Genomic DNA, 18214 nt, shown 5'->3' with positions numbered 1-18214 from the left:
GGGGCCGATTGCCAGAGGAGGCGCGTTCTTTTTCCGAGTGTTTCCAGACAAGAAAGGGCGGACCGTGTGGCCCGCCCCTTCAGGGTCAGATCATGTGCTGACGATCGTGCGTCAGGCCTTGCCCCAGCCGCCAGCGGTCGGGGTGATGACGGTCACGGCCTCGCCTGCCTTCAGGATGGTCTGGTCGCAGCCTTCCAGAACCTGAACGCTGCCGTCGAGGCGGCGGACCTCGGTGCGGCCCAATTCGCCGTCCTCGCCGCCTTCCATGCCCTTGGGGCGGATGGTGCGGTGAGAGGCGAGGATCGCGCAGTCCATTTCTTCGAGGAAGCGCAGGGTACGCTTCGTGCCGTCACCGGCCGACCATTTGCCCTTGCCGCCCGAGCCCTTGCGGATGTGGAAGTCTTCCAGCAGGACGGGGAAGCGGAATTCCAGCACTTCCGGATCGGTCAGGCGCGAGTTGGTCATGTGGACATGAACCCCGTCGGTGCCGTTGAAGCCGGGACCTGCGGGCGAACCGGAGCAGATCGTCTCGTAGTACTGGTAGGTGGCGTTGCCGAAGGTCAGGTTGTTCATCGACCCCTGGCTGTTGGCCATGGCGCCAAGGGCTGCGAAGAGGGCGTTGGTGACGTGCTGGGACGTCTCCACGTTGCCCGCCACCACGGCCGCCGGATAGGACGGGCGCAGCATGCAGTCATCGGGCAGGATGATGCGGATCGGCTTGAGGCAGCCCGCATTCATCGGAATGTGGCCGTCCACCATCACGCGGAAGCAGTAAAGCACGGCGGCGCGGGTCACCGGCTCGGGGGCGTTGAAGTTGTTGAGCTTCACCCCGCTCGTACCGGTGAAGTCGACGGTGGCTTCTCTGGCCTCCCGGTCGACCGTGATCTTGACCTTGATCACCGACCCCTGATCGGTGGGGTATTCGTACTCGCTGTCGGTGAGGGCCGAGATCACCCGGCGCACGCTTTCCTCCGCATTGTCCTGGACGTGACCCATGTAGGCCTGCACCACGTCGAGGCCGAAATGGGCGACCATCTTGCGGAGTTCCTGGATACCCTTCTCGTTGGCGGCAACCTGGGCCGACAGGTCGGCCACGTTCTGGTGCGGATTGCGGGCCGGGTACTTGTGGTTGGTCAGCAGCTCGACGAGCTCTGCCTCGCAGAAGCGGCCCTGATCGACGATCTTGAAGTTGTCGAAGAGCACGCCCTCCTCGTCCACGGTGGTGGCGCGCGGGGTCATGGAGCCGGGGGCGGAGCCGCCCACATCCGCATGGTGACCGCGCGAGGCGGACCAGAACAGGATCTCCTTGCCTTCGTCATCGAAGACGGGGGAGACGACCGTGATGTCCGGCAGGTGGGTGCCGCCATTGTAGGGCGCGTTCAGGGCAAAGACGTCGCCCGGCTTGATCCTGCCTTCGTTGAGCTTGATCACCGTCTCCACGGACCGGTCCATGGAGCCCAGGTGCACCGGCATGTGGGGGGCGTTGGCGACCAGCGCGCCGGTGGCATCGAAGACGGCGCAGGAGAAGTCCAGGCGTTCCTTGATGTTCACCGAATAGGCGGTGTTCTGCAGAGTGACGCCCATCTGTTCGGCGATGGACATGAAGAGGTTGTTGAAGACCTCCAGCATGACCGGATCGGCGTGGGTGCCGATGGCATCGGCGCGCTTCAGCGGCACGACGCGCTTCAGGATCACGTGGTCCTTGGGGTTGATCTCGGCCTGCCAGCCCGGTTCCACGACGATGGTGGCATGGGGCTCGATGATGAGCGCGGGGCCCATCACCTTGACGCCCGGCTTCAGCAGGTCACGGGTGTAGACCGCGCCGTCATGCCACTGGCCGTCGCTGTAGAAGCGGGTTTCGCGGGCCGGAGCCGGGGTGTCGGACACGAGGGTCAGATCCGGCTCGTCGAGGCCGGCGCCGCCGCCGAAGGTTTCCACCTCGAGGGCTTCGACCACCACCGGCTTTTCCTCATAGGCAAAGCCGAACTGCTTGCGGTGCGCATCCTCGAACTCGGCGCGCATGTCCTTCACGCCCGCCAGTGTGACCGGCAGCGGGGTGTCCGTGCCGTCATAGCGCAGGTGGACGATGGCGCGGGTCTGGCGATCGGCTTCCGCCACGCCCTGACCTTCCAGCTCGGCTTCGGTAAGGCGAGCGAGATCGTCGCGCAGGGTGGCGAGATCGGCGAGCAGAGCCTCGTCCAGACGCTTGACCACCGCCTGCTGACGGTTGGCGCGGATGTCGGCGAGCCCCATGCCATAGGCCGACAGGATGCCGGAGAAGGGGTGCAGGATGACCGTCTTCATGCCGAGCGTGTCGGCGACGAGACAGCCGGTCTGGCCGCCCGCACCACCGAAGCAGGTCAGCGCATAGTCCGTGACGTCATAGCCGCGCTGCACGGAGATCTTCTTGATGGCGTTGGCCATGTTCTCGACGGCGATCTTCAGGAAGCCGTCGGCGACGTCTTCCGGGGTGCGGCCGTCGCCGATCTTCGCGGCCAGTTCGGCGAATTTCGCCGTGACGGCGTGTTCGTCCAGCGGCTCGTCCCGGTTGGGGCCGAAGATCTTCGGGAAGAACTCGGGCGCGAGCTTGCCGGTCATCAGGTTGGCGTCGGTCACCGTCAGCGGGCCGCCGCGACGGTAGCAGGCCGGACCCGGGTTGGCGCCGGCGCTGTCCGGACCCACCTGGAAGCGTCCATCCTTGTAATGGAGGATGGAGCCTCCGCCGGCCGCCACCGTGTGGATCATCATCATCGGCGCGCGCATGCGCACACCGGCGACCTCGGTCTCGAAGGCGCGCTCATAGTCGCCGTCATAGTGGCACACGTCCGTGGAGGTGCCGCCCATGTCGAAGCCGATGATCTTGTCATAGCCGGCCATGCGGGAGGTCTCGACCGCGCCAACGACGCCGCCGGCCGGACCGGAGAGAATGGCGTCCTTGCCCTGGAACAGGTCGGCCGCCGTGAGGCCGCCCGACGACTGCATGAACATGAGCGCCGGGCCTTCGCCCAGCTCTTCCTGCACCTGGTTCACATAGCGGCGCAGGATCGGGGAGAGATAGGCGTCCACCACGGTGGTGTCGCCACGGCCCACCAGCTTCATCAGCGGCGAGGCTTCGTGGGAGATGGAGATCTGCGGGAAGCCGATCTCGCGCGCGATCTTGCCAAGCTCCTGCTCGTGCGCCGGATAGGCATAGGCATGCATCAGAACGATGGCGATGGAGCGGATGCCGTCGTCGAAGGCTGCCTGCATGCTCGCGCGGGCGCCTTCCGCATCAAGAGCAAGCTCCAGCGTTCCGTCGGCGCGGACGCGCTCGGCGATCTCGTAGACCTTCTCGTAGAGGAGTTCCGGCTTGATGATTTCCTTGGCGAAGATGTCGGGACGGGCCTGATAGCCGATCTCCAGGGCATCACGGAAACCTTTGGTAATGAAGAGGGCGGTGCGCTCGCCCTTGCGCTCCAGCAGCGCGTTGGTGGCAACCGTCGTGCCCATCTTCACGGTGGCGATCCGGTCGGAGGGGATGGGTTGGCCGGGCTCGACGCCCATCAGCTCGCGGATCCCCTGAATGGCGGCGTCGCGATAGGCTTCCGGGTTTTCCGACAGCACCTTGTGCGGGCGCAGGCTGCCGTCCGGCGCGCGGCCCACGATGTCGGTGAAGGTGCCACCACGGTCGATCCAGAAATCCCACATGCCCGTCGTCATGATCTCTTGTCCTTGCTCTGAAAGGTCGGGCCGGTCACCTGACGATGCCGGCACTCGTTGTTCGTCCCCATTACGTTTTCAATTTATCGATAAAATGTCAACGTAAACTGCAAGGTGATCCTGCGCGCTTTTTCACCACGTCATTCCAGGCGAGGAGGCAGGGTGGTTCCGCTTCGGGACGGGGGAGGGTTTCCAGGCGGTCAGTCGCGTCGTTCGAAACGGATGAGCGTGACGCCGCCGTGCCCGTAACCCCAGCCGGAGCTTTCGAAGGTGCGCCGATAGGGGGCGGGGACGGAGGCCAGCAGGGCGTCATGTTCTTGCTGGTTCACATGGCTGAGCACGAGCCAGAAGCGGGCAGGCAGCTCCAGCCCCGGGGGAATGACGCCCTTGAGATAGTGAACGGAGGTGACGTCCTGCACATAATAGGAAAAGGGCAGGGCGGTTTCGCGGTTTGAGGCGTAGACCGGATTGGACTGCGCGGCCGCGCTGGCGTCCGTGCTGCTCTCGATCACCGCAAGATATTGCCGGGCCAGGTCCCGGAACTCGGGCTTGCGCCGCTCGAGCACCGTCTCGGTCATGGTGGGAATGGTGACGGTGAGGAGCAGCGCGCTGAGCAGCAGCGGCCCGCCGCGCGGCAGAAGGGCTCGCGCGCCGAGACAGGCGAGAAGCACCAGTCCCGGCAGGGTGGCAATCAGATAGCGATCATAGAGAATCGGGCGCAGGCTGATCGAGGCGAGATATCCGGCCAGCGGCGGCAGCAGTGTGTAGCCCAGGAGCAGCGGCAGGGCCGCCGGCCAAAGGGGCTTTTGTGCCTGCGCCGAGGGCTCGCCTTCGTCGGATTTGGCTTGGGGGCGGACTAGGGCGATGAAGGAGAGCGCGGCAAAGCCCAGAAGCAGGAGGATGGCCTCCTTGCTGCCGCCCAGATGGATGGCGATCGCCTGGATCACCCGCCAGTTCGGTTCGGCAATCCAGAAGCCGTCATGCACCACGCTGCGGGCACGGCCGAGGAGGATGATGCCCCAGGGAAGATAAAGTGCGCCGCCCGCAATGAGCGCCAGGAGAAGCCGCAGGATCCCGCGCCGTCCAGCCGGATCGAGCAATGCCATGAACGCAAGACCGAGACCTGCACCGGCCACGCCGAAGGTCGCATAGATGTGGGTGTGCAGGAAAAGGGCGGTCGCAAGGGCGCTCCACAGGGCCGCGCCGGGGGCAGGGCAGGCGAGGGCGCGCAGGGTGGCCAGAAGGAAGAGCAGCCCGGTGGCGCTGAAAAGCGTGTACATGCGCGCCTCGCCCGAGAACCAGATCTCCATGGGCGAGCAGGCGAGGATAAGTGCGGTGGCCAAACCGACACCCTTGTCGGTGAGAGCCTCGCCAACCTTGTAGGCCAGCCAGATGGACAGGATCCCGGCCAGAAGCGACGGCAGGCGCAGGACATATTCCGCCTCGCCGAAGCCGTGGATGAACACCCAGAGCAGCAGGTTGTGGAGTGGGGGGTAGTTGTCGGCCGCGACGCTTGAAATCAGCTCGCCCAGGGTGCCGCGGGACTGGTCCCAGGACGCTGCCTCGTCAAACCACAGACTGGTGCGCGACAGGAGCGGCGCCCGGATGATCATGCCGATCATCACGATGGCCAGAAGAAGCAGATGGGGAGGCGACTGCATCAGGCGCCCGAAGAAGGCAGGGGCCCCGGCTCTGCCGGTGCTGCGTTGCCTTGCCGGGGACTCCCGGTCACTGATGGGGGGGCGTGAGCTCATCGCAGCAGCAGCGTCGCCTTCTGGATCTCGTCCCAGGTGATCCGGCCGTCGTCGTGGCGGGTGAGCGGCGGGAAGTGGCCCGGTACGATGAACCGCCCCCGGTCGAGCACCTTGCGCAGGGACGCGCCGGCCCGTTTCAGCGGATCGATTTCCATGTCCGGGATGCCGGAGAGTGCCTCGCGCGCCGTCTTCAGCGCATCGGCGGCGAGAATCACCGGGCCTTCGGCGGTGCGCAGATCCAGCGACATGTGTCCGGGCGAATGGCCCGGGGTCGGGAAGGCGGTCACACCGGGCAGCAGCTCCACCTCGCCCTCGATCAGCTCAAGACGGGTCTTGCGCAGGATGTCGGCGACATAGGGGGGCGTCGCCGGATCATCGGGGAAGGGGCCCTGGATATAGTCCCACTCGTCCTGGGACAGGATGACCTGCGCCTGCGGGAAGAGATCGATGTTGAGGCAATGGTCGAAATGGGCGTGGGAGAGGATGACCATCTCGAAATCCGCCGGCGTGAGACCGCGCTGCGCGAGCGCTGCGAGCAGCAGCCTGCGGGTGGTGAAATGGCCGCAATCGAAAAGCGCGCGGCGTCCCGCACTCTCCACCATCACGATGGTCGAGATCCCGAGGAAGCTGCCTTCCATGGCGAGACTGGAGCCGGACACGAGGATGTCGTAGCGCGGGGTCTGGTCGCTCTGGTGGGGCTGCATCCTGTCTCCTCCCGGGTTCGCAGGGTCGATGCGGACCTCTGACGAATGTGACAGGGTTTAGCAGATCTTCAGCCCTTGCCGCTATCCCTTATGCCGCGCAGGAGGTCGCATCCTGCCACGCTCTCCGTTGCGGGGGCTGGGGTGCGGGGACAGGGGTGCGCGGACGGGGCAAGAAGGGGAGCAAGGCGGGATGAACGAGGCAGATCAGCCGGGTCGCGGCGGCGCGACCGGTGACCGGATCATGAGATCGGAGATCGTCCGGGCGCTCGCGGTCTTCCTGCTGGTCTTCTATGCCGCCCGAATCGGGCTGGACATCGCCAACACCTTCATCGGCACGGGCAAGCCGATCTTCGCGGATTTCGTCTCCTTCTGGACGGCGGCCAGCAGCGCGGTGCAGGGAGACAGCCTGCTGCCCTATCATTTCGACGCGTTTTCGGCCCAGCAGAAGGCGCTGTTCGGCTGGGACAAGTTCGCCTTCTTCTATCCGCCCGTGTGGCTGCTTTATCTCCTTCCTTTTGGGTTCATGCCCTACATGGTCGCGGCGATGGTCTTTGCTTTCGGCACGGCCGCACTCGCCGCCTGGGCGATGGGGGCGCTGCTGCGGTCGCGTCAGGCCATGCTCTTCGTGCTGGTCTGGCCCGGCATCACCTTTGCGATGCTGCACGGGCAGAATTCCAATCTCAATCTGGCGCTGATGGCGGGTTTTCTGGCCGCCCTCGACCGGCGGCGGGAGGTGCTTGCGGGCGTTCTCATCGGCCTGATGGCCTACAAGCCGCATTTCGGGTTGCTCGTTCCTGTGGCTCTTCTGGCGGGCGGTCACTGGCGCGCCATCGGTGCCGCGGCGCTCACCGTGCTTGCCACGGGGCTCGCCAGCCTCGCGGTCTTCGGAGCGGGAACCTGGGCGGCCTTTCTGGCTCAGGCGCCGGAAGCCAACCGCTGGCTCGTCGAGGCTGTCGTGCCGATCTCCAAGTTTGCCTCGCTCTTCGCCCTCGCCCGGCAGATCGACTTGCCGCTGTCCGTCGCTTTTGTCTTGCAAGCGGTTCTGGCGCTGGGCGCTGTCGCGGCCGTGGTGCTCGTCTGGCGACATCCTTACGAGGCCGGGTTGCGCGGTCTCCTGCGCGGCGCGGTGCTGGTCAGCGCGACCTGTGTCACCACGCCCTTCATTCTCGACTATGATCTGGCGCTTCTGGCCTTGCCCGTCGCCGTTCTGGTGCAGCTGGGCCTGAGTCGCGGTTTTTGCGCGCATGAGGTTCCGGTTCTGGCGCTCGCCTTCGCCCTGATGTTCTTCACGAGCGGGTGGGGTGTGGCGCTCGATCACTCAGCCAGCGCGTTGCCCGGGCTTCTTGTCTTCGCGCTGTGCCTGTATCGGGCAAAAATGCACGCTGCAGGGGGTAGGGTGCCTGACTGAGACGTGCTCTTCTGCCTGTCTTGCAGGCAGTGTGGCGCGTGGTTTGGCGGTTTTGATATTTTGTCGATAAATTGTTGATGTTTGACCCTGCGCAAGCTAGCCTGCTTGTCAGTCCTGCCGATGCCTGTCGAGCCGGGCCCGGAAAAAGAGGACAAAGTCCCGCTTCCAAGAGGAGAACATCAGATGACGATTTCACGCCGTTCCGCACTGGCCGGAGCCGGGTTCCTGGCTGCCGTTGCCTCTCTGGGTGGTCTGACCGCTGCCCATGCCGAAACCAAGTGGGACATGCCGACCCCCTATGGCGACAGCAACTTCCACACCCAGAACATCATGACCTTTGCCGAGGACGTGGCCGCCAAGACCAATGGCAGCCTGTCCATTCAGGTCCATTCCGCCGGCTCGCTGTTCAAGCACCCGGAAATCAAGAATGCCGTGCGCAAGGGCCTGGCCCCGATCGGCGAGCTTCTGATCTCCCGCCTGTCCAACGAAGACCCGGTCTTCGGGGTGGATTCGGTGCCGTTCCTCGCCAACTCCTATGACAGCTCCTTCAAGCTGTATCAGGCCTCCAAGCCGATCATGGAAGAGAAGCTGGAAGCCCAGGGCCTGAAGCTCCTCTACACCGTGCCGTGGCCGCCGCAGGGCATCTACACCAAGAAGGACGTCAATTCGATCGATGACCTCAAGGGCCTGAAGTTCCGCGCCTACAACACCTCCACCGAGCGCCTTGCCCAGCTCGCTGGTGCCGTGCCGACCCAGGTGGAAGTGGCCGACCTGCCGACCGCCTTCTCCACCGGCCGCGTGGAAGCCATGATCACCTCGCCGTCCACCGGCGCGGATTCCAAGGCATGGGACTACCTGGATCATTATTATGACGCCCAGGCCTGGCTGCCGAAGAACATGGTCATCGTGAATGCCGATGCCTTCAACGCGCTGAGCGCCGAAGAGCAGGCCGCCGTCATGGAAGCCGCTGCCGCTGCCGAAACCCGCGGCTGGGAAGCCTCCAAGGTCGAGACCGACGCCAAGACCAAGGTTCTGGTCGACAATGGCATCACGGTTGCCGTGCCGTCCGAGGCCCTGCAGAACGGTCTGAAGGAAATCGGCGACGTGATGACCGCCGAGTGGGCTGAAAGCGCCGGCGAAGACGGTGCGGCCATCGTCAAGGCCTTCATGGACTGACACCCGGAGCTGAACGGGGTCTGACCCTCGGGGCTGTCCTTCGGGACGTGCCCCGGGGACCAATCCCCGGATCGACGCTCATCGTGCGATCACGCCGATCCCGGTGCTTCCGGGGTCGGCCCGCCGTTCCCCCCGCCGTTCCTCCTGTATCGGGAGCCTCCGTCCATGCGCACTGCTCTGGATGTCCTCTATCGTCTGGCGCAAGCCCTGGCGGCCACCTGTCTGGTGGCGATTGCCGGTCTGGTCGTGCTCCAGGTTCTCTTCCGCATCGTCGATGGCGCGCGAAAGGCCTTCGGGCTCGACCCCGTCGGCCTGCTCGTGCCGTCGCTGGCCGAAATCTGCGGGTTCCTGCTCGTCGGTGCCAGTTTCCTTGCCCTGGCCGCCACCCTGCGCCGGGGAGATCACATCCGCGTCTCCCTGATGCTGCAGCACATGCCGGCCGGCCTTGCGCGGATCTTCGAGGTCTGGTGCCTGCTGGTGGCTGTCAGCCTGGCAGCCTATTTCACCTGGTACTCCGGCGGTCAGGCCTATGACAGCTACAAGTACAACGAAGTCTCGATCGGCATCATCCCGATCCCCCTGGTCTGGCCTCAGATCGTCATGACGCTGGGGCTCGTGGTCTTCACCATCGCGCTTCTCGATGATCTGGTCACCGCACTTTCCGGGCGCAAGCCCAGCTACGAGCTGGCGGTCAAGGGTGAAGCCTGGGAGGGCGGCGAATAATGGATCTCTCGCTCGTTGCCTTCTTCCTCGGCCTCGGCATGCTGGCGGCTCTGGCCACCGGCATCTGGGTCGGTGTGGCGCTCTTCGGCGTGGCGCTGGTCGCCATGATGACGCTGGTTTCCGCACCTACGGGTCCGGTTCTCGCCACCACCGTGTGGGGGGCTGCCAATTCCTGGGATCTGACGGCCCTGCCCATGTTCATCTGGATGGGGGAGATCCTCTTCCGCTCGCGGCTGTCGGAAGACATGTTCGCCGGCCTATCGCCCTGGATGCGCAATCTTCCCGGCCGGCTGCTGCATGTGAACATCCTGGGCTGCGGGATCTTCGCCGCCGTGTCGGGCTCCTCGGCCGCCACCACCGCCACCATCGGCAAGATGTCCCTGCCGGAGCTGAAGCGGCGCGGCTATGATGAGGCCATGGCCATCGGTACGCTGGCCGGATCTGGCACGCTCGGTCTTCTCATCCCGCCGTCGATCATCCTGATCGTCTACGGGGCCGCGACCGAACAGTCGATTTCCCGTCTCTTCATGGCAGGCGTGCTGCCGGGTGCAATGCTCTGCGTGCTCTTCATGGGCTATGTGGTGCTGTGGTCGATGCTGAACCGCTCGCGCATGCCGGAGGCCGAGGCGCCGGTGCCGTTCTTCGAGCGCGTCAAGGCCACGCGCCGTCTGGTGCCGGTGATCGGGCTGATCGCGGGTGTCATCGGCTCCATCTATGCGGGCCTTGCGGCGCCGACGGAAGCGGCGGCCATCGGCGTGCTGCTGGCGCTCATCCTGTCGTTCTTCTCCGGCACGCTGACCCGGCAGAACTTCACCGATGCGCTGCTGGGCGCGACCCGGACCTCCTGCATGATCGCCTTCATTCTGGCTGGGGCGGCCTTCCTGACGGTGGCCATGGGCTATACCGGCATCCCGCGCGAGCTGGCGGGCTGGATCGGCTCGCTGGGCCTCTCGCCCTTGCAGCTTCTGGCGGCGCTCACGGTGTTCTTCGTGGTGCTGGGCTGCTTCCTCGATGGGATTTCCGTAGTGGTGCTGACGACCTCGGTGATCCTGCCGATGGTGGAGCAGGCGGGTCTCGACCTGATCTGGTTCGGCATCTATCTGGTGCTCGTGGTCGAGATGAGCCAGATCACGCCGCCGGTTGGCTTCAACCTCTTCGTTCTGCAGGGCATGACCGGGCACAACATCTTCCGCGTGGCTCGGATGGCCCTGCCGTTCTTCCTGCTGATGGTGCTGGCGGTGGCGCTGATCGTTGCCTTCCCGCAGATAGCGTTGTGGTTGCCAGAGAACATGCTTTCCAACTAAAGGAAGCTGGGGCTCGCGGACGCAGGTTCGCGGGCCCTTCGATTTTCGGGAGACCGAGACCGCAGCATGACTTGAGGGAGGGCGGCATGAGCGACAGGAAGACATCGGGGGTTCCGGACACACTCAGCCCGGACGACCTTCTTCTGGCCGCCTCCATCGGTCCGGTCGTGTCGTCGGCGCATCTTGCGGCCGGCGCCATGCCGGCACTGTCTGAAATCGAATTCGGCGTGACCATGATGGTCAATGCCTATCAGCGCTGGATGGTCCGCTGCATGGCGGCGACCGGGGCGCAGGGTCTCGGCCCCCTCGACATTCTCGCCCTTCACATCGTGAACCATCGCAGCCGGCCGAAGACGCTGGCCGACATCTGCCTCGTCCTCAATATCGAGGACACCCATACGGTGACCTATGCGCTTAAGAAGCTGGAGAAAGCGGGGCTTGTCGCCTCCGGCAAGCGGGGTAAGGAAAAGACCGTCGCCATTACCCCCGAGGGTGAGAAGGCCTGTCTGGAATACAAACGTTTGCGCGAAGCCCTTCTGGTCAAGCCGATGAAGGCGTTGGGGCTGGACGAGAGCGAGATCTCGCGGCTTGCGGCCACCCTCCGTCTCATGTCCGGTCATTATGATCAGGCCGCCCGCGCCGCGGCCGCCATGTAACTCCTGCATCTCTCGTCAGGGGGCTCTCCGGGGGGCGCTGAAGGATCTGGACGAAGGATCTGGGCGAAGGAGCCCGGTTGAACGTTTCGTTATTTCTGGTATTTTCGAAATATCGAAATTCAACCGGCAGGAGCGCCTCATGTCCGCCCGCATCTATCACAATCCCGCCTGCGGCACCTCCCGCAACACCCTTGCCATGCTGGAGCAGGCCGGGGCGTCGCCCGAGGTCATCGAATATCTGAAGACGCCGCCCACCCGGGACGAGCTGGTCGACCTGATCGCGCGCATGGGCATCACTCCGCGCGACCTGCTGCGCCAGAAGGGCACGCCCTATGACGAGCTGGGGCTCGGCGAGGATCGCTGGAGCGATGACGAGCTGGTCGACTTCATGATGGCCCATCCGATCCTGATCAACCGTCCGATCGTGGTAACGGATCTGGGTGTCGCCCTGTGCCGGCCTTCCGAGAAGGTGCTGGATCTGCTGCCGGAGGGGGCGATCGGCGAATATGTGAAGGAGGACGGTGAGGTGGTGAAGGGAGGTGCCGCGTGAGCGCGCATCACCCGGAGGCATGGCGCGCCGACATGAGCTTTCCGGCGCTCGACGATGGTCTTCTGCGGCCGTTCGACGGGGCAGCACTTGCGGGTGAGGGGGCGCCAGCGCATCCGCCACGGGTGCTGTTGCTCTACGGGTCGGTCCGGGAGCGGTCCTACAGCCGCCTGCTGAGTTTCGAGGCAGCCCGGCTGCTGGAGCGTTTCGGTGCGGAGGTCCGGATCTTCGACCCCTCCGGCCTGCCGCTTCCCGATGATGCGCCGGTGGACCACCCCAAGGTTCAGGAGCTGCGCGATCTGGTCCTCTGGTCGGAGGCGCAGGTCTGGTGCTCGCCGGAGCGGCATGGCGCGATGACCGGCATCATGAAGGCGCAGATCGACTGGATCCCGCTCAGTCTCGGCGCCGTGCGGCCGACCCAGGGCAAGGTGCTCGCGGTGATGCAGGTGTCCGGCGGCTCCCAGTCCTTCAACGCGGTGAATCAGATGCGCGTTCTGGGGCGCTGGATGCGGATGGTGACCATTCCCAACCAGTCGTCTGTGCCCAAGGCTTTCCTCGAATTCGAGGAGAACGGCCGGATGAAGCCCTCGTCGCTCTATGACCGGGTGGTGGACGTGATGGAAGAGCTGATGAAATTCACCCTTCTGGTGCGTGGCCGCAGCGACTATCTGGTCGACCGCTATTCCGAGCGCAAGGAGAGTGCCGAGGAGCTGTCGCGCCGGGTGAACCAGCGCAGCATCTGATCAGGCGGGCGAGAGGCGGGGGCTCGGCTCGATGAACCCCTGACCACCCGTTCCATGAAGCGGAGGACGCGAAGACGCGATGACGTCCGCCACCATCTGCGCTTCCATTTCCAGATCGCTGGCCATTTCGTCGGATTCGGCGGCGCTGTGGTCCGCCGCCGAGCGATGGTCCGTAGCGCCGTTTTCGTCAGCGGTTTCGGATCGCTCCGTTGCGGCCTCCTCGGTCAGAGCCGTGCGGGCTGCGGCGCTTCGGCTGGCGGCAAGGGCGCCTGCGGTCAGGGTCTCGCCCAGATGGACGGAGGCCGCGTCGCTTGCCTGGCCCGGGCGGCCATAGAGGAAGCCCTGCACAAGATGACACCCGGCGGCGCGCAGCAGGGTGACCTGACGCATGTCCTCCACCCCTTCGGCGGTGATCTGCACGTCGAGCGAACGCCCGAGGCCGATGATCGCGGTCACGATCGCATCCGTGCTCGGGTTCTCGCCCAGGGTGCGGATGAAGGACCGGTCGATCTTGATCTTGTCGAAGGGGAAGCGGCTCAGATAGCTGAGCGAGGAATAGCCGGTGCCGAAGTCGTCCATGGCGATGGAGACGCCAAGGGCGCGGATCTTCTGCAGGGTGTCGACCACCGCGGCGGTGTTTGCGATCAGCAGGCTTTCGGTGATCTCGATCTCGAGCCGTTCCGGGGCGAGCCCGCTTTCGGTCAGGGCAAGGGCCACCTTGCGCTCCGTCTCGCCCGGCTTGAACTGGGCGGCTGAGACGTTGACCGCAACCCGCAGCGACTTGTCCTCCCAGCGGGCGGCTTCCCGGCAGGCGTGGAAGAGCACCCAGTCGCCGATGTCCTCGATCAGGCCGCTGTCTTCGGCAACGGGGATGAAGACATCCGGCGCTATGGTGCCCTTGGTCGGATGCTCCCAGCGGATGAGGGATTCGTAGCCCTTCAGCTTGTTGTCGGAGAGCGAATACTGCGGCTGGTAGAGAAGCTGGAACTGGTCCAGGCGCAGGGCCTTGACCAGGCCCTCTTCGATCTCCTTGCGCCGCTGGGCCTCGGCGTCCATGTCCGGGGTGTACCAGGCGAAAGTCGAGCGGCCGGAGTGCTTGGCGCGGTAGAGCGCGAGGTCGGCACAATGCAGCACGCGTGACGACCGCCAGCTGCCGTCACTGGCGCGGGCAATGCCGATGGACAGGGAGATCTTGATCTCCTTGCCGTCGATGTTGCAGGGGGTGTCGGTGGCGTGGATCATGTCGGTGGCGAGCTTGGTCAGGCGCCCGACGTCCGAGATGGACTTGATCATCACTGCGAATTCGTCCCCGGAGAGGCGGGCGACCAGATGGTCGCCGAAGACCGAGCGCAGCCGCTCCGCAATCACTTGCAGGAAGATGTCGCCTGTGCCGTGCCCGTGGGTGTCGTTGATTTCCTTGAACTTGTCGACGTCGATCAGCATGACGCCCATGTTCGTCGCCTTGGCGTGGACGAGCCGCAGGGCTTCCGTCAGCTGGGCGTTGAAGACGGCGCGGTTGGGCAAGCCGGTCAGGGCATCGTGATGCGCCATGTACTGCATGTGCATGTTCGTCTTCACCTGATCGCGGAAGCGGACCCACAGCAGGAAGCCGGCGAAGAGGAAGGAGGCGAGGCAGAGGATGGCGACAATGGAGGTGGCGATGCTGACGAAGATGGTGCGCGCCGCAATACGGGCCTGATGGTCCACCAGAAGCACCAGGGCGCCGTTGATCTCGCCCGCATGGAAATGGGGGATCACCACGAAGGAGCGGGTGGAGAAGATGCCGCGCCAGTCGAAGGCCAGGGTGGTGACGGGACCGGTGGCGGCATTCAGTTCCGCGACCGTTTCCATGAGGCTGCTTTCGGGCAGCTGGGAGCCGGCAACCAGATCGGGCAGGGGTGAAAGTGCCGGATCCATCAGGTCCTGCCGGGTCATCGGCAGCATCCAGATCACGGCGGAGGGGTCCAGCGCGCGGGTGACGGCCACCTGAACGGCCTGGAGATCCTTGTCGGCTTCGGCCGCCTTGACACCGGACTGGCGACTTGTTGACCGCTCGTCGGGGTCGCCGGACAGGCGCATGCCGTCCATCGGCGCGATCTGGCGCCGGTGGGCGAGAACCCGTTCAAGCTGCGGTCCAAGACCTCTGGCGGAAAGCGCTTCGGGCAGATTGTCCAGTGTCTCCGACAGCTCGGTCTTCAAGAGCCAGTAAGTCATCAGCCGGTTGGAGGAATAGATCCCCAGCGCCAGCATGACGACGAGCGTTGCCGTGAAGAAAAAGACAAACGAATTTTTGCCGGTCGCCACCGTCTGCATGAACAGGACACTTCTGCCAAATATGCCAATTTCCCCAACCTACCGGGGAGAGGTTTAGCCAATGTGAATCGCTTTGTCGAAATCGATAGTTTTCGCAAGGAGAGTTCTAAGTAGGTGGCCCTGCGTATTCGGGAGGATTGCCGACGGGTTGCTTGCCGCATCCCTCGCGGAAGCGGCTCGGGGCGTGAAAGAACCTGATCTTGCCCTGCGTGAGGCCGGAGGCGGCAAGTCCTGTCTGCCTCGGCGGGGGACGGGGGCGCCCCGGGACTAGGCAAGATCCGGCGTGGCGGCTACAAGGGGAAAACCCTTGATTCAGTTGCCGGCTTTCTGCTCGCGCAGGGTCCGGCACCCGGCAGGGGACTGCGGGACCGGTCAGATCCGGTCTGGTTTCCGATCTGCGACGACAGGAGTGGCGCTTGAGCGTTTGGAGCAGTCTGGCGAGCATTGTGTCGGCCATCGGCTCCAGCAGCGTGCAACTGGTGGACCGGCTGGTGCAGCTGGTGCTGGCCAAGCCCGAGGGAACCAACACGGTCGGTTTCACCGTGGCCATGATCGCGCTCTCGGCCAAGATGGCCAAGGCCGACGGGATCGTCACCAACGACGAGATTCTGGCCTTCGGCGAGCTCTTCCAGGTGCCGGAAGGCGAGGAGCGCAATGTGGCGCGCCTGTTCAATCTGGCCAAGGAAGACGTCGCCGGGTTCGAGGTCTATGCCAAGAAGCTGGCCGATCTCTTTCCCTATGACCGCATCACCCTGATCGACATTCTCGACGGTCTCTTCCACATCGCCAAGGCGGACGGGGTGCTGCACGAGAACGAGCTTGCCTATCTGGAGCGGGTGGCCGAGATCTTCGGTCTCGATGCGCGGGAGTTCGACCGCATTCTGTCGCGGCATGCCCGGCGCAGCTCCGACCCTTACAAGGTTCTGGGGGTCGACCCTTCCCTCGACGACGATGCCCTGAAGCGGCACTTCCGTCAGGCGGTGCGCCAGACCCATCCGGACCAGCTCATCGCGCGCGGAGTGCCTCAGGAATTCGTGCGCATTGCCAATGACAGGCTCGCGGCGCTCAATGCGGCCTGGGATCAGATCCGAGCGGAGAGAAGTCTATGAGTGTCGCCACCGATACCGGCGTGAAGGCCCGCGTTCATCCGTCGCCCAATCATGATGAGCGCCCGGACGGCGCGCCCATCGACATGCTGATCCTGCATTACACCGGCATGAAGACCGCCGAAGCTGCCCTGCAGCGCCTCTGCGACCCGGCGGCCAAGGTCTCGGCTCACTATTTCGTTCATGAAGACGGCCAGATCCTGCAATGCGTCCCGGAAGCCCGCCGGGCCTGGCATGCGGGCAAGAGCTTCTGGAAGGGGGAGCGGGACATCAATTCCCGGTCCATCGGCATCGAGATCGTCAGTCCGGGCCACGAGTTCGGCTATCGCGACTTCCCCGATGCGCAGATCGAGGCGGTCTGCGCGCTGGCGCGGGACATCTGCGGCCGGCACCGGATCCTTCCCTGGATGGTTCTAGCCCATTCCGACATTGCCCCCCAGCGCAAGCAGGATCCGGGCGAGCGTTTCCCGTGGTCGCAGCTGGCGGCCGCCGGCGTGGGTCATTACCTGGAGCCGCAGCCTATCGTCGGCAATCTCTTCATGCAGGAAGGGGATCGCGGTCAGCCGGTCGAGGCGATCCAGTCGATGCTGGCGCTTTATGGCTATGAGGTGGAGGTCTCCGGCTATTTCGACGGGTTGACCCGGTTTGCGGTGACCGCTTTCCAGCGGCATTTCCGCCCTGAGCGGGTGGATGGGATCGTTGACCAGTCAACTGTCGAGACCCTCCACAAGCTGCTGTCAGGGCTGCCGAAACTCTGATCGGGAGCCCTCGGGGCACCACAGCGGGGCGCGTTGTCGCGCGTCCCCCTCTCGCGCTCACAGGGTGCCCGAAGTCACCTTGTTTTCTTGGAAAAATATTCTCTGGCCGGGAACCGAACCGCCCCTCCGGCGTTCTGAATCCTGAATTGCGCGGAAATGCGCGCTTCCGGCCGGAATTTTCCTTCGGCGCTGACCTGCGCTTGTGTTCGCAAGATGTGGAAAGTTGGGGCCGTCAGGGTGATCCGAGGCACGGCCGGGAGGTGATTCCGGCTTTTGATCGGAAACGCGATGGCTGGCAATGCCCGGAGGCAGGATCTTCACCTTGTCACGGGGTACGCCGTTTCGCGCATGCCTTGATGTTGCCTGTAGTCTGCCGATTTCTGACCTGCTTGCGCCATATTTGCGACTCAATTAATGGAAATCCCGGATCCGTTAACCTTGATCGGTCTGAATTTAGCGAAATTCTTGTAATATTTCGTGATCGAGGGGGACTGATTTTCGTCCCATAGACCCGCCATTTCTCCGCCCCGGAAACGAATTCCTCAAGTTACAAAAAACAACAAGGGGCTCGGCTCGATGTTGAAGTCTAGCAAATCACTCGCCCAGGTGCTGTGCCTGGGGCTGGCCACTCTTGGCTTCGCGCCTGCCGCTCTGGCGGCTTCCTCCGGTTCGCAGCTCGTGCGTCCGGAACCCATCTCCATCTCCGCGTCGTCGGACCAGGTGGTTCCCGATTATCGCAACAACCCCGGTGCTCCGGTGCGCGTCGTCAACATGGGCCTCTCGGCCAAGGATGAAGACGGCGAAACCGATGCTTCGGGCAAGTCTTCCGTGGCCGATCGTGCCGCTTCCCGTACCAGCACCCGGTCTGTGAAGGATGCCGCCGCATCCAAGGGGCGGACCAATTACTCGGTGCTGATCCGCAAGGCTGCAAAGAAGCATGGCGTGCCGCTGAGCATTGCTCAGGCGGTCGTTCAGGTTGAAAGCAATTTCAACCCGAAGGCTCGTGGCAGTGCTGGGGAAGTCGGGCTGATGCAGATCAAGCCGGCAACCGCACGCGGCTTGGGCTATCGCGGGTCGACCCAGGCGCTCTACGATCCGGAAACCAATCTGGAATGGGGCATGCGCTATCTGGCGGGCGCTCATCAGCGCGCCGGTGGCGATGTCTGCGGCACGATCCTGCGCTACAATGCCGGTCACTATGCCAAGCGGATGAACCCGGTTTCTGCGCGCTACTGCAAAAAGGTGAAGACGATCCTCGCCTCGAGCTGAGGGCTTCGTCCATCTTTCGCTGAATGATCAACCCCCGTGCGACCGATTGGTTGC

Annotated in this window: 14 protein-coding genes; 10 read left to right on the top strand and 4 right to left on the bottom strand. The window is 64.4% G+C overall.

Annotated elements, in window-relative coordinates:
• Positions 1-111: 111 nt before the first annotated feature.
• From FR728_RS10750 to FR728_RS10740, 3 genes are all read right to left on the bottom strand, one after another.
• Entirely contained in the window at positions 112-3699 is a 3588-nt protein-coding gene (locus FR728_RS10750) for a hydantoinase B/oxoprolinase family protein (RefSeq protein WP_149892665.1), read from the bottom strand.
• A 200-nt stretch (positions 3700-3899) separates the two neighbouring features.
• Positions 3900-5360: a glycosyltransferase family 39 protein gene (locus FR728_RS10745; protein WP_188318872.1), complete on the bottom strand. Its 1461-nt coding sequence runs from the start codon at positions 5358-5360 to the stop codon at positions 3900-3902.
• Positions 5361-5449: 89 nt separating this feature from the next.
• The gene (locus FR728_RS10740) at positions 5450-6157 is read right to left on the bottom strand and encodes an N-acyl homoserine lactonase family protein (protein ID WP_149892663.1); all 708 of its coding nucleotides are present in this window, start codon (positions 6155-6157) and stop codon (positions 5450-5452) included.
• A gap of 190 nt (positions 6158-6347) precedes the next feature.
• Between FR728_RS10740 and FR728_RS10735 the strand changes: the two genes are divergently transcribed.
• The 7 genes from FR728_RS10735 to arsH all read left to right on the top strand — a co-directional run bounded on the left by FR728_RS10735 (position 6348) and on the right by arsH (position 12714).
• Positions 6348-7565: a glycosyltransferase family 87 protein gene (locus tag FR728_RS10735; RefSeq protein WP_149892662.1), complete on the top strand. Its 1218-nt coding sequence runs from the start codon at positions 6348-6350 to the stop codon at positions 7563-7565.
• Between the two features lie 183 nt (positions 7566-7748).
• Positions 7749-8741: a TRAP transporter substrate-binding protein gene (locus FR728_RS10730; protein ID WP_149892661.1), complete on the top strand. Its 993-nt coding sequence runs from the start codon at positions 7749-7751 to the stop codon at positions 8739-8741.
• 165 nt (positions 8742-8906) lie between these two features.
• Positions 8907-9464: a TRAP transporter small permease gene (locus FR728_RS10725; protein ID WP_149892660.1), complete on the top strand. Its 558-nt coding sequence runs from the start codon at positions 8907-8909 to the stop codon at positions 9462-9464.
• Positions 9464-10768 (top strand): TRAP transporter large permease, encoded by a 1305-nt coding sequence (locus FR728_RS10720; protein WP_149892659.1) that lies wholly within the window; start codon positions 9464-9466, stop codon positions 10766-10768. Before FR728_RS10725 ends, FR728_RS10720 begins: the two co-directional genes overlap by 1 nt.
• 86 nt (positions 10769-10854) lie before the next feature.
• Entirely contained in the window at positions 10855-11424 is a 570-nt protein-coding gene (locus FR728_RS10715) for a winged helix DNA-binding protein (RefSeq protein WP_208998768.1), read from the top strand.
• A gap of 139 nt (positions 11425-11563) precedes the next feature.
• Positions 11564-11974, top strand: a complete 411-nt coding sequence (gene arsC, locus FR728_RS10710; protein WP_149892658.1) for an arsenate reductase (glutaredoxin) — start codon at positions 11564-11566, stop codon at positions 11972-11974.
• Positions 11975-12006: 32 nt separating this feature from the next.
• A complete protein-coding gene (arsH, locus tag FR728_RS10705) occupies positions 12007-12714 on the top strand; it encodes an arsenical resistance protein ArsH (protein ID WP_149893101.1) in 708 nt (235 codons plus the stop codon).
• Here the strand turns inward: arsH and FR728_RS10700 are convergent, their stop codons facing one another.
• Positions 12715-15027 carry a putative bifunctional diguanylate cyclase/phosphodiesterase gene (locus FR728_RS10700; protein ID WP_208998767.1) on the bottom strand — a complete coding sequence of 771 codons (2313 nt, stop codon included), beginning with the start codon at positions 15025-15027 and terminating at the stop codon, positions 12715-12717.
• Between the two features lie 416 nt (positions 15028-15443).
• On the opposite strand from FR728_RS10700, the gene FR728_RS10695 reads away from it, so the two are divergent.
• The 3 genes from FR728_RS10695 to FR728_RS10685 all read left to right on the top strand — a co-directional run bounded on the left by FR728_RS10695 (position 15444) and on the right by FR728_RS10685 (position 18160).
• Positions 15444-16136, top strand: a complete 693-nt coding sequence (locus tag FR728_RS10695; RefSeq protein WP_149892657.1) for a J domain-containing protein — start codon at positions 15444-15446, stop codon at positions 16134-16136.
• The gene (locus tag FR728_RS10690; protein WP_149892656.1) at positions 16133-16891 is read left to right on the top strand and encodes an N-acetylmuramoyl-L-alanine amidase; all 759 of its coding nucleotides are present in this window, start codon (positions 16133-16135) and stop codon (positions 16889-16891) included. Before FR728_RS10695 ends, FR728_RS10690 begins: the two co-directional genes overlap by 4 nt.
• A 771-nt stretch (positions 16892-17662) precedes the next feature.
• Complete coding sequence (locus FR728_RS10685; RefSeq protein ID WP_149893099.1) at positions 17663-18160, top strand: lytic transglycosylase domain-containing protein; 498 nt, start codon at positions 17663-17665, stop codon at positions 18158-18160.
• Positions 18161-18214 lie beyond the last annotated feature (54 nt).

It is taken from the genome of Roseibium aestuarii, assembly GCF_008477545.1.
In the GTDB taxonomy this organism is placed as follows: Bacteria; Pseudomonadota; Alphaproteobacteria; order Rhizobiales; family Stappiaceae; genus Roseibium; species Roseibium aestuarii.
Note: the sequence above shows the minus strand (reverse complement) of the source record. Positions and strands in the feature narration are given on the sequence as shown.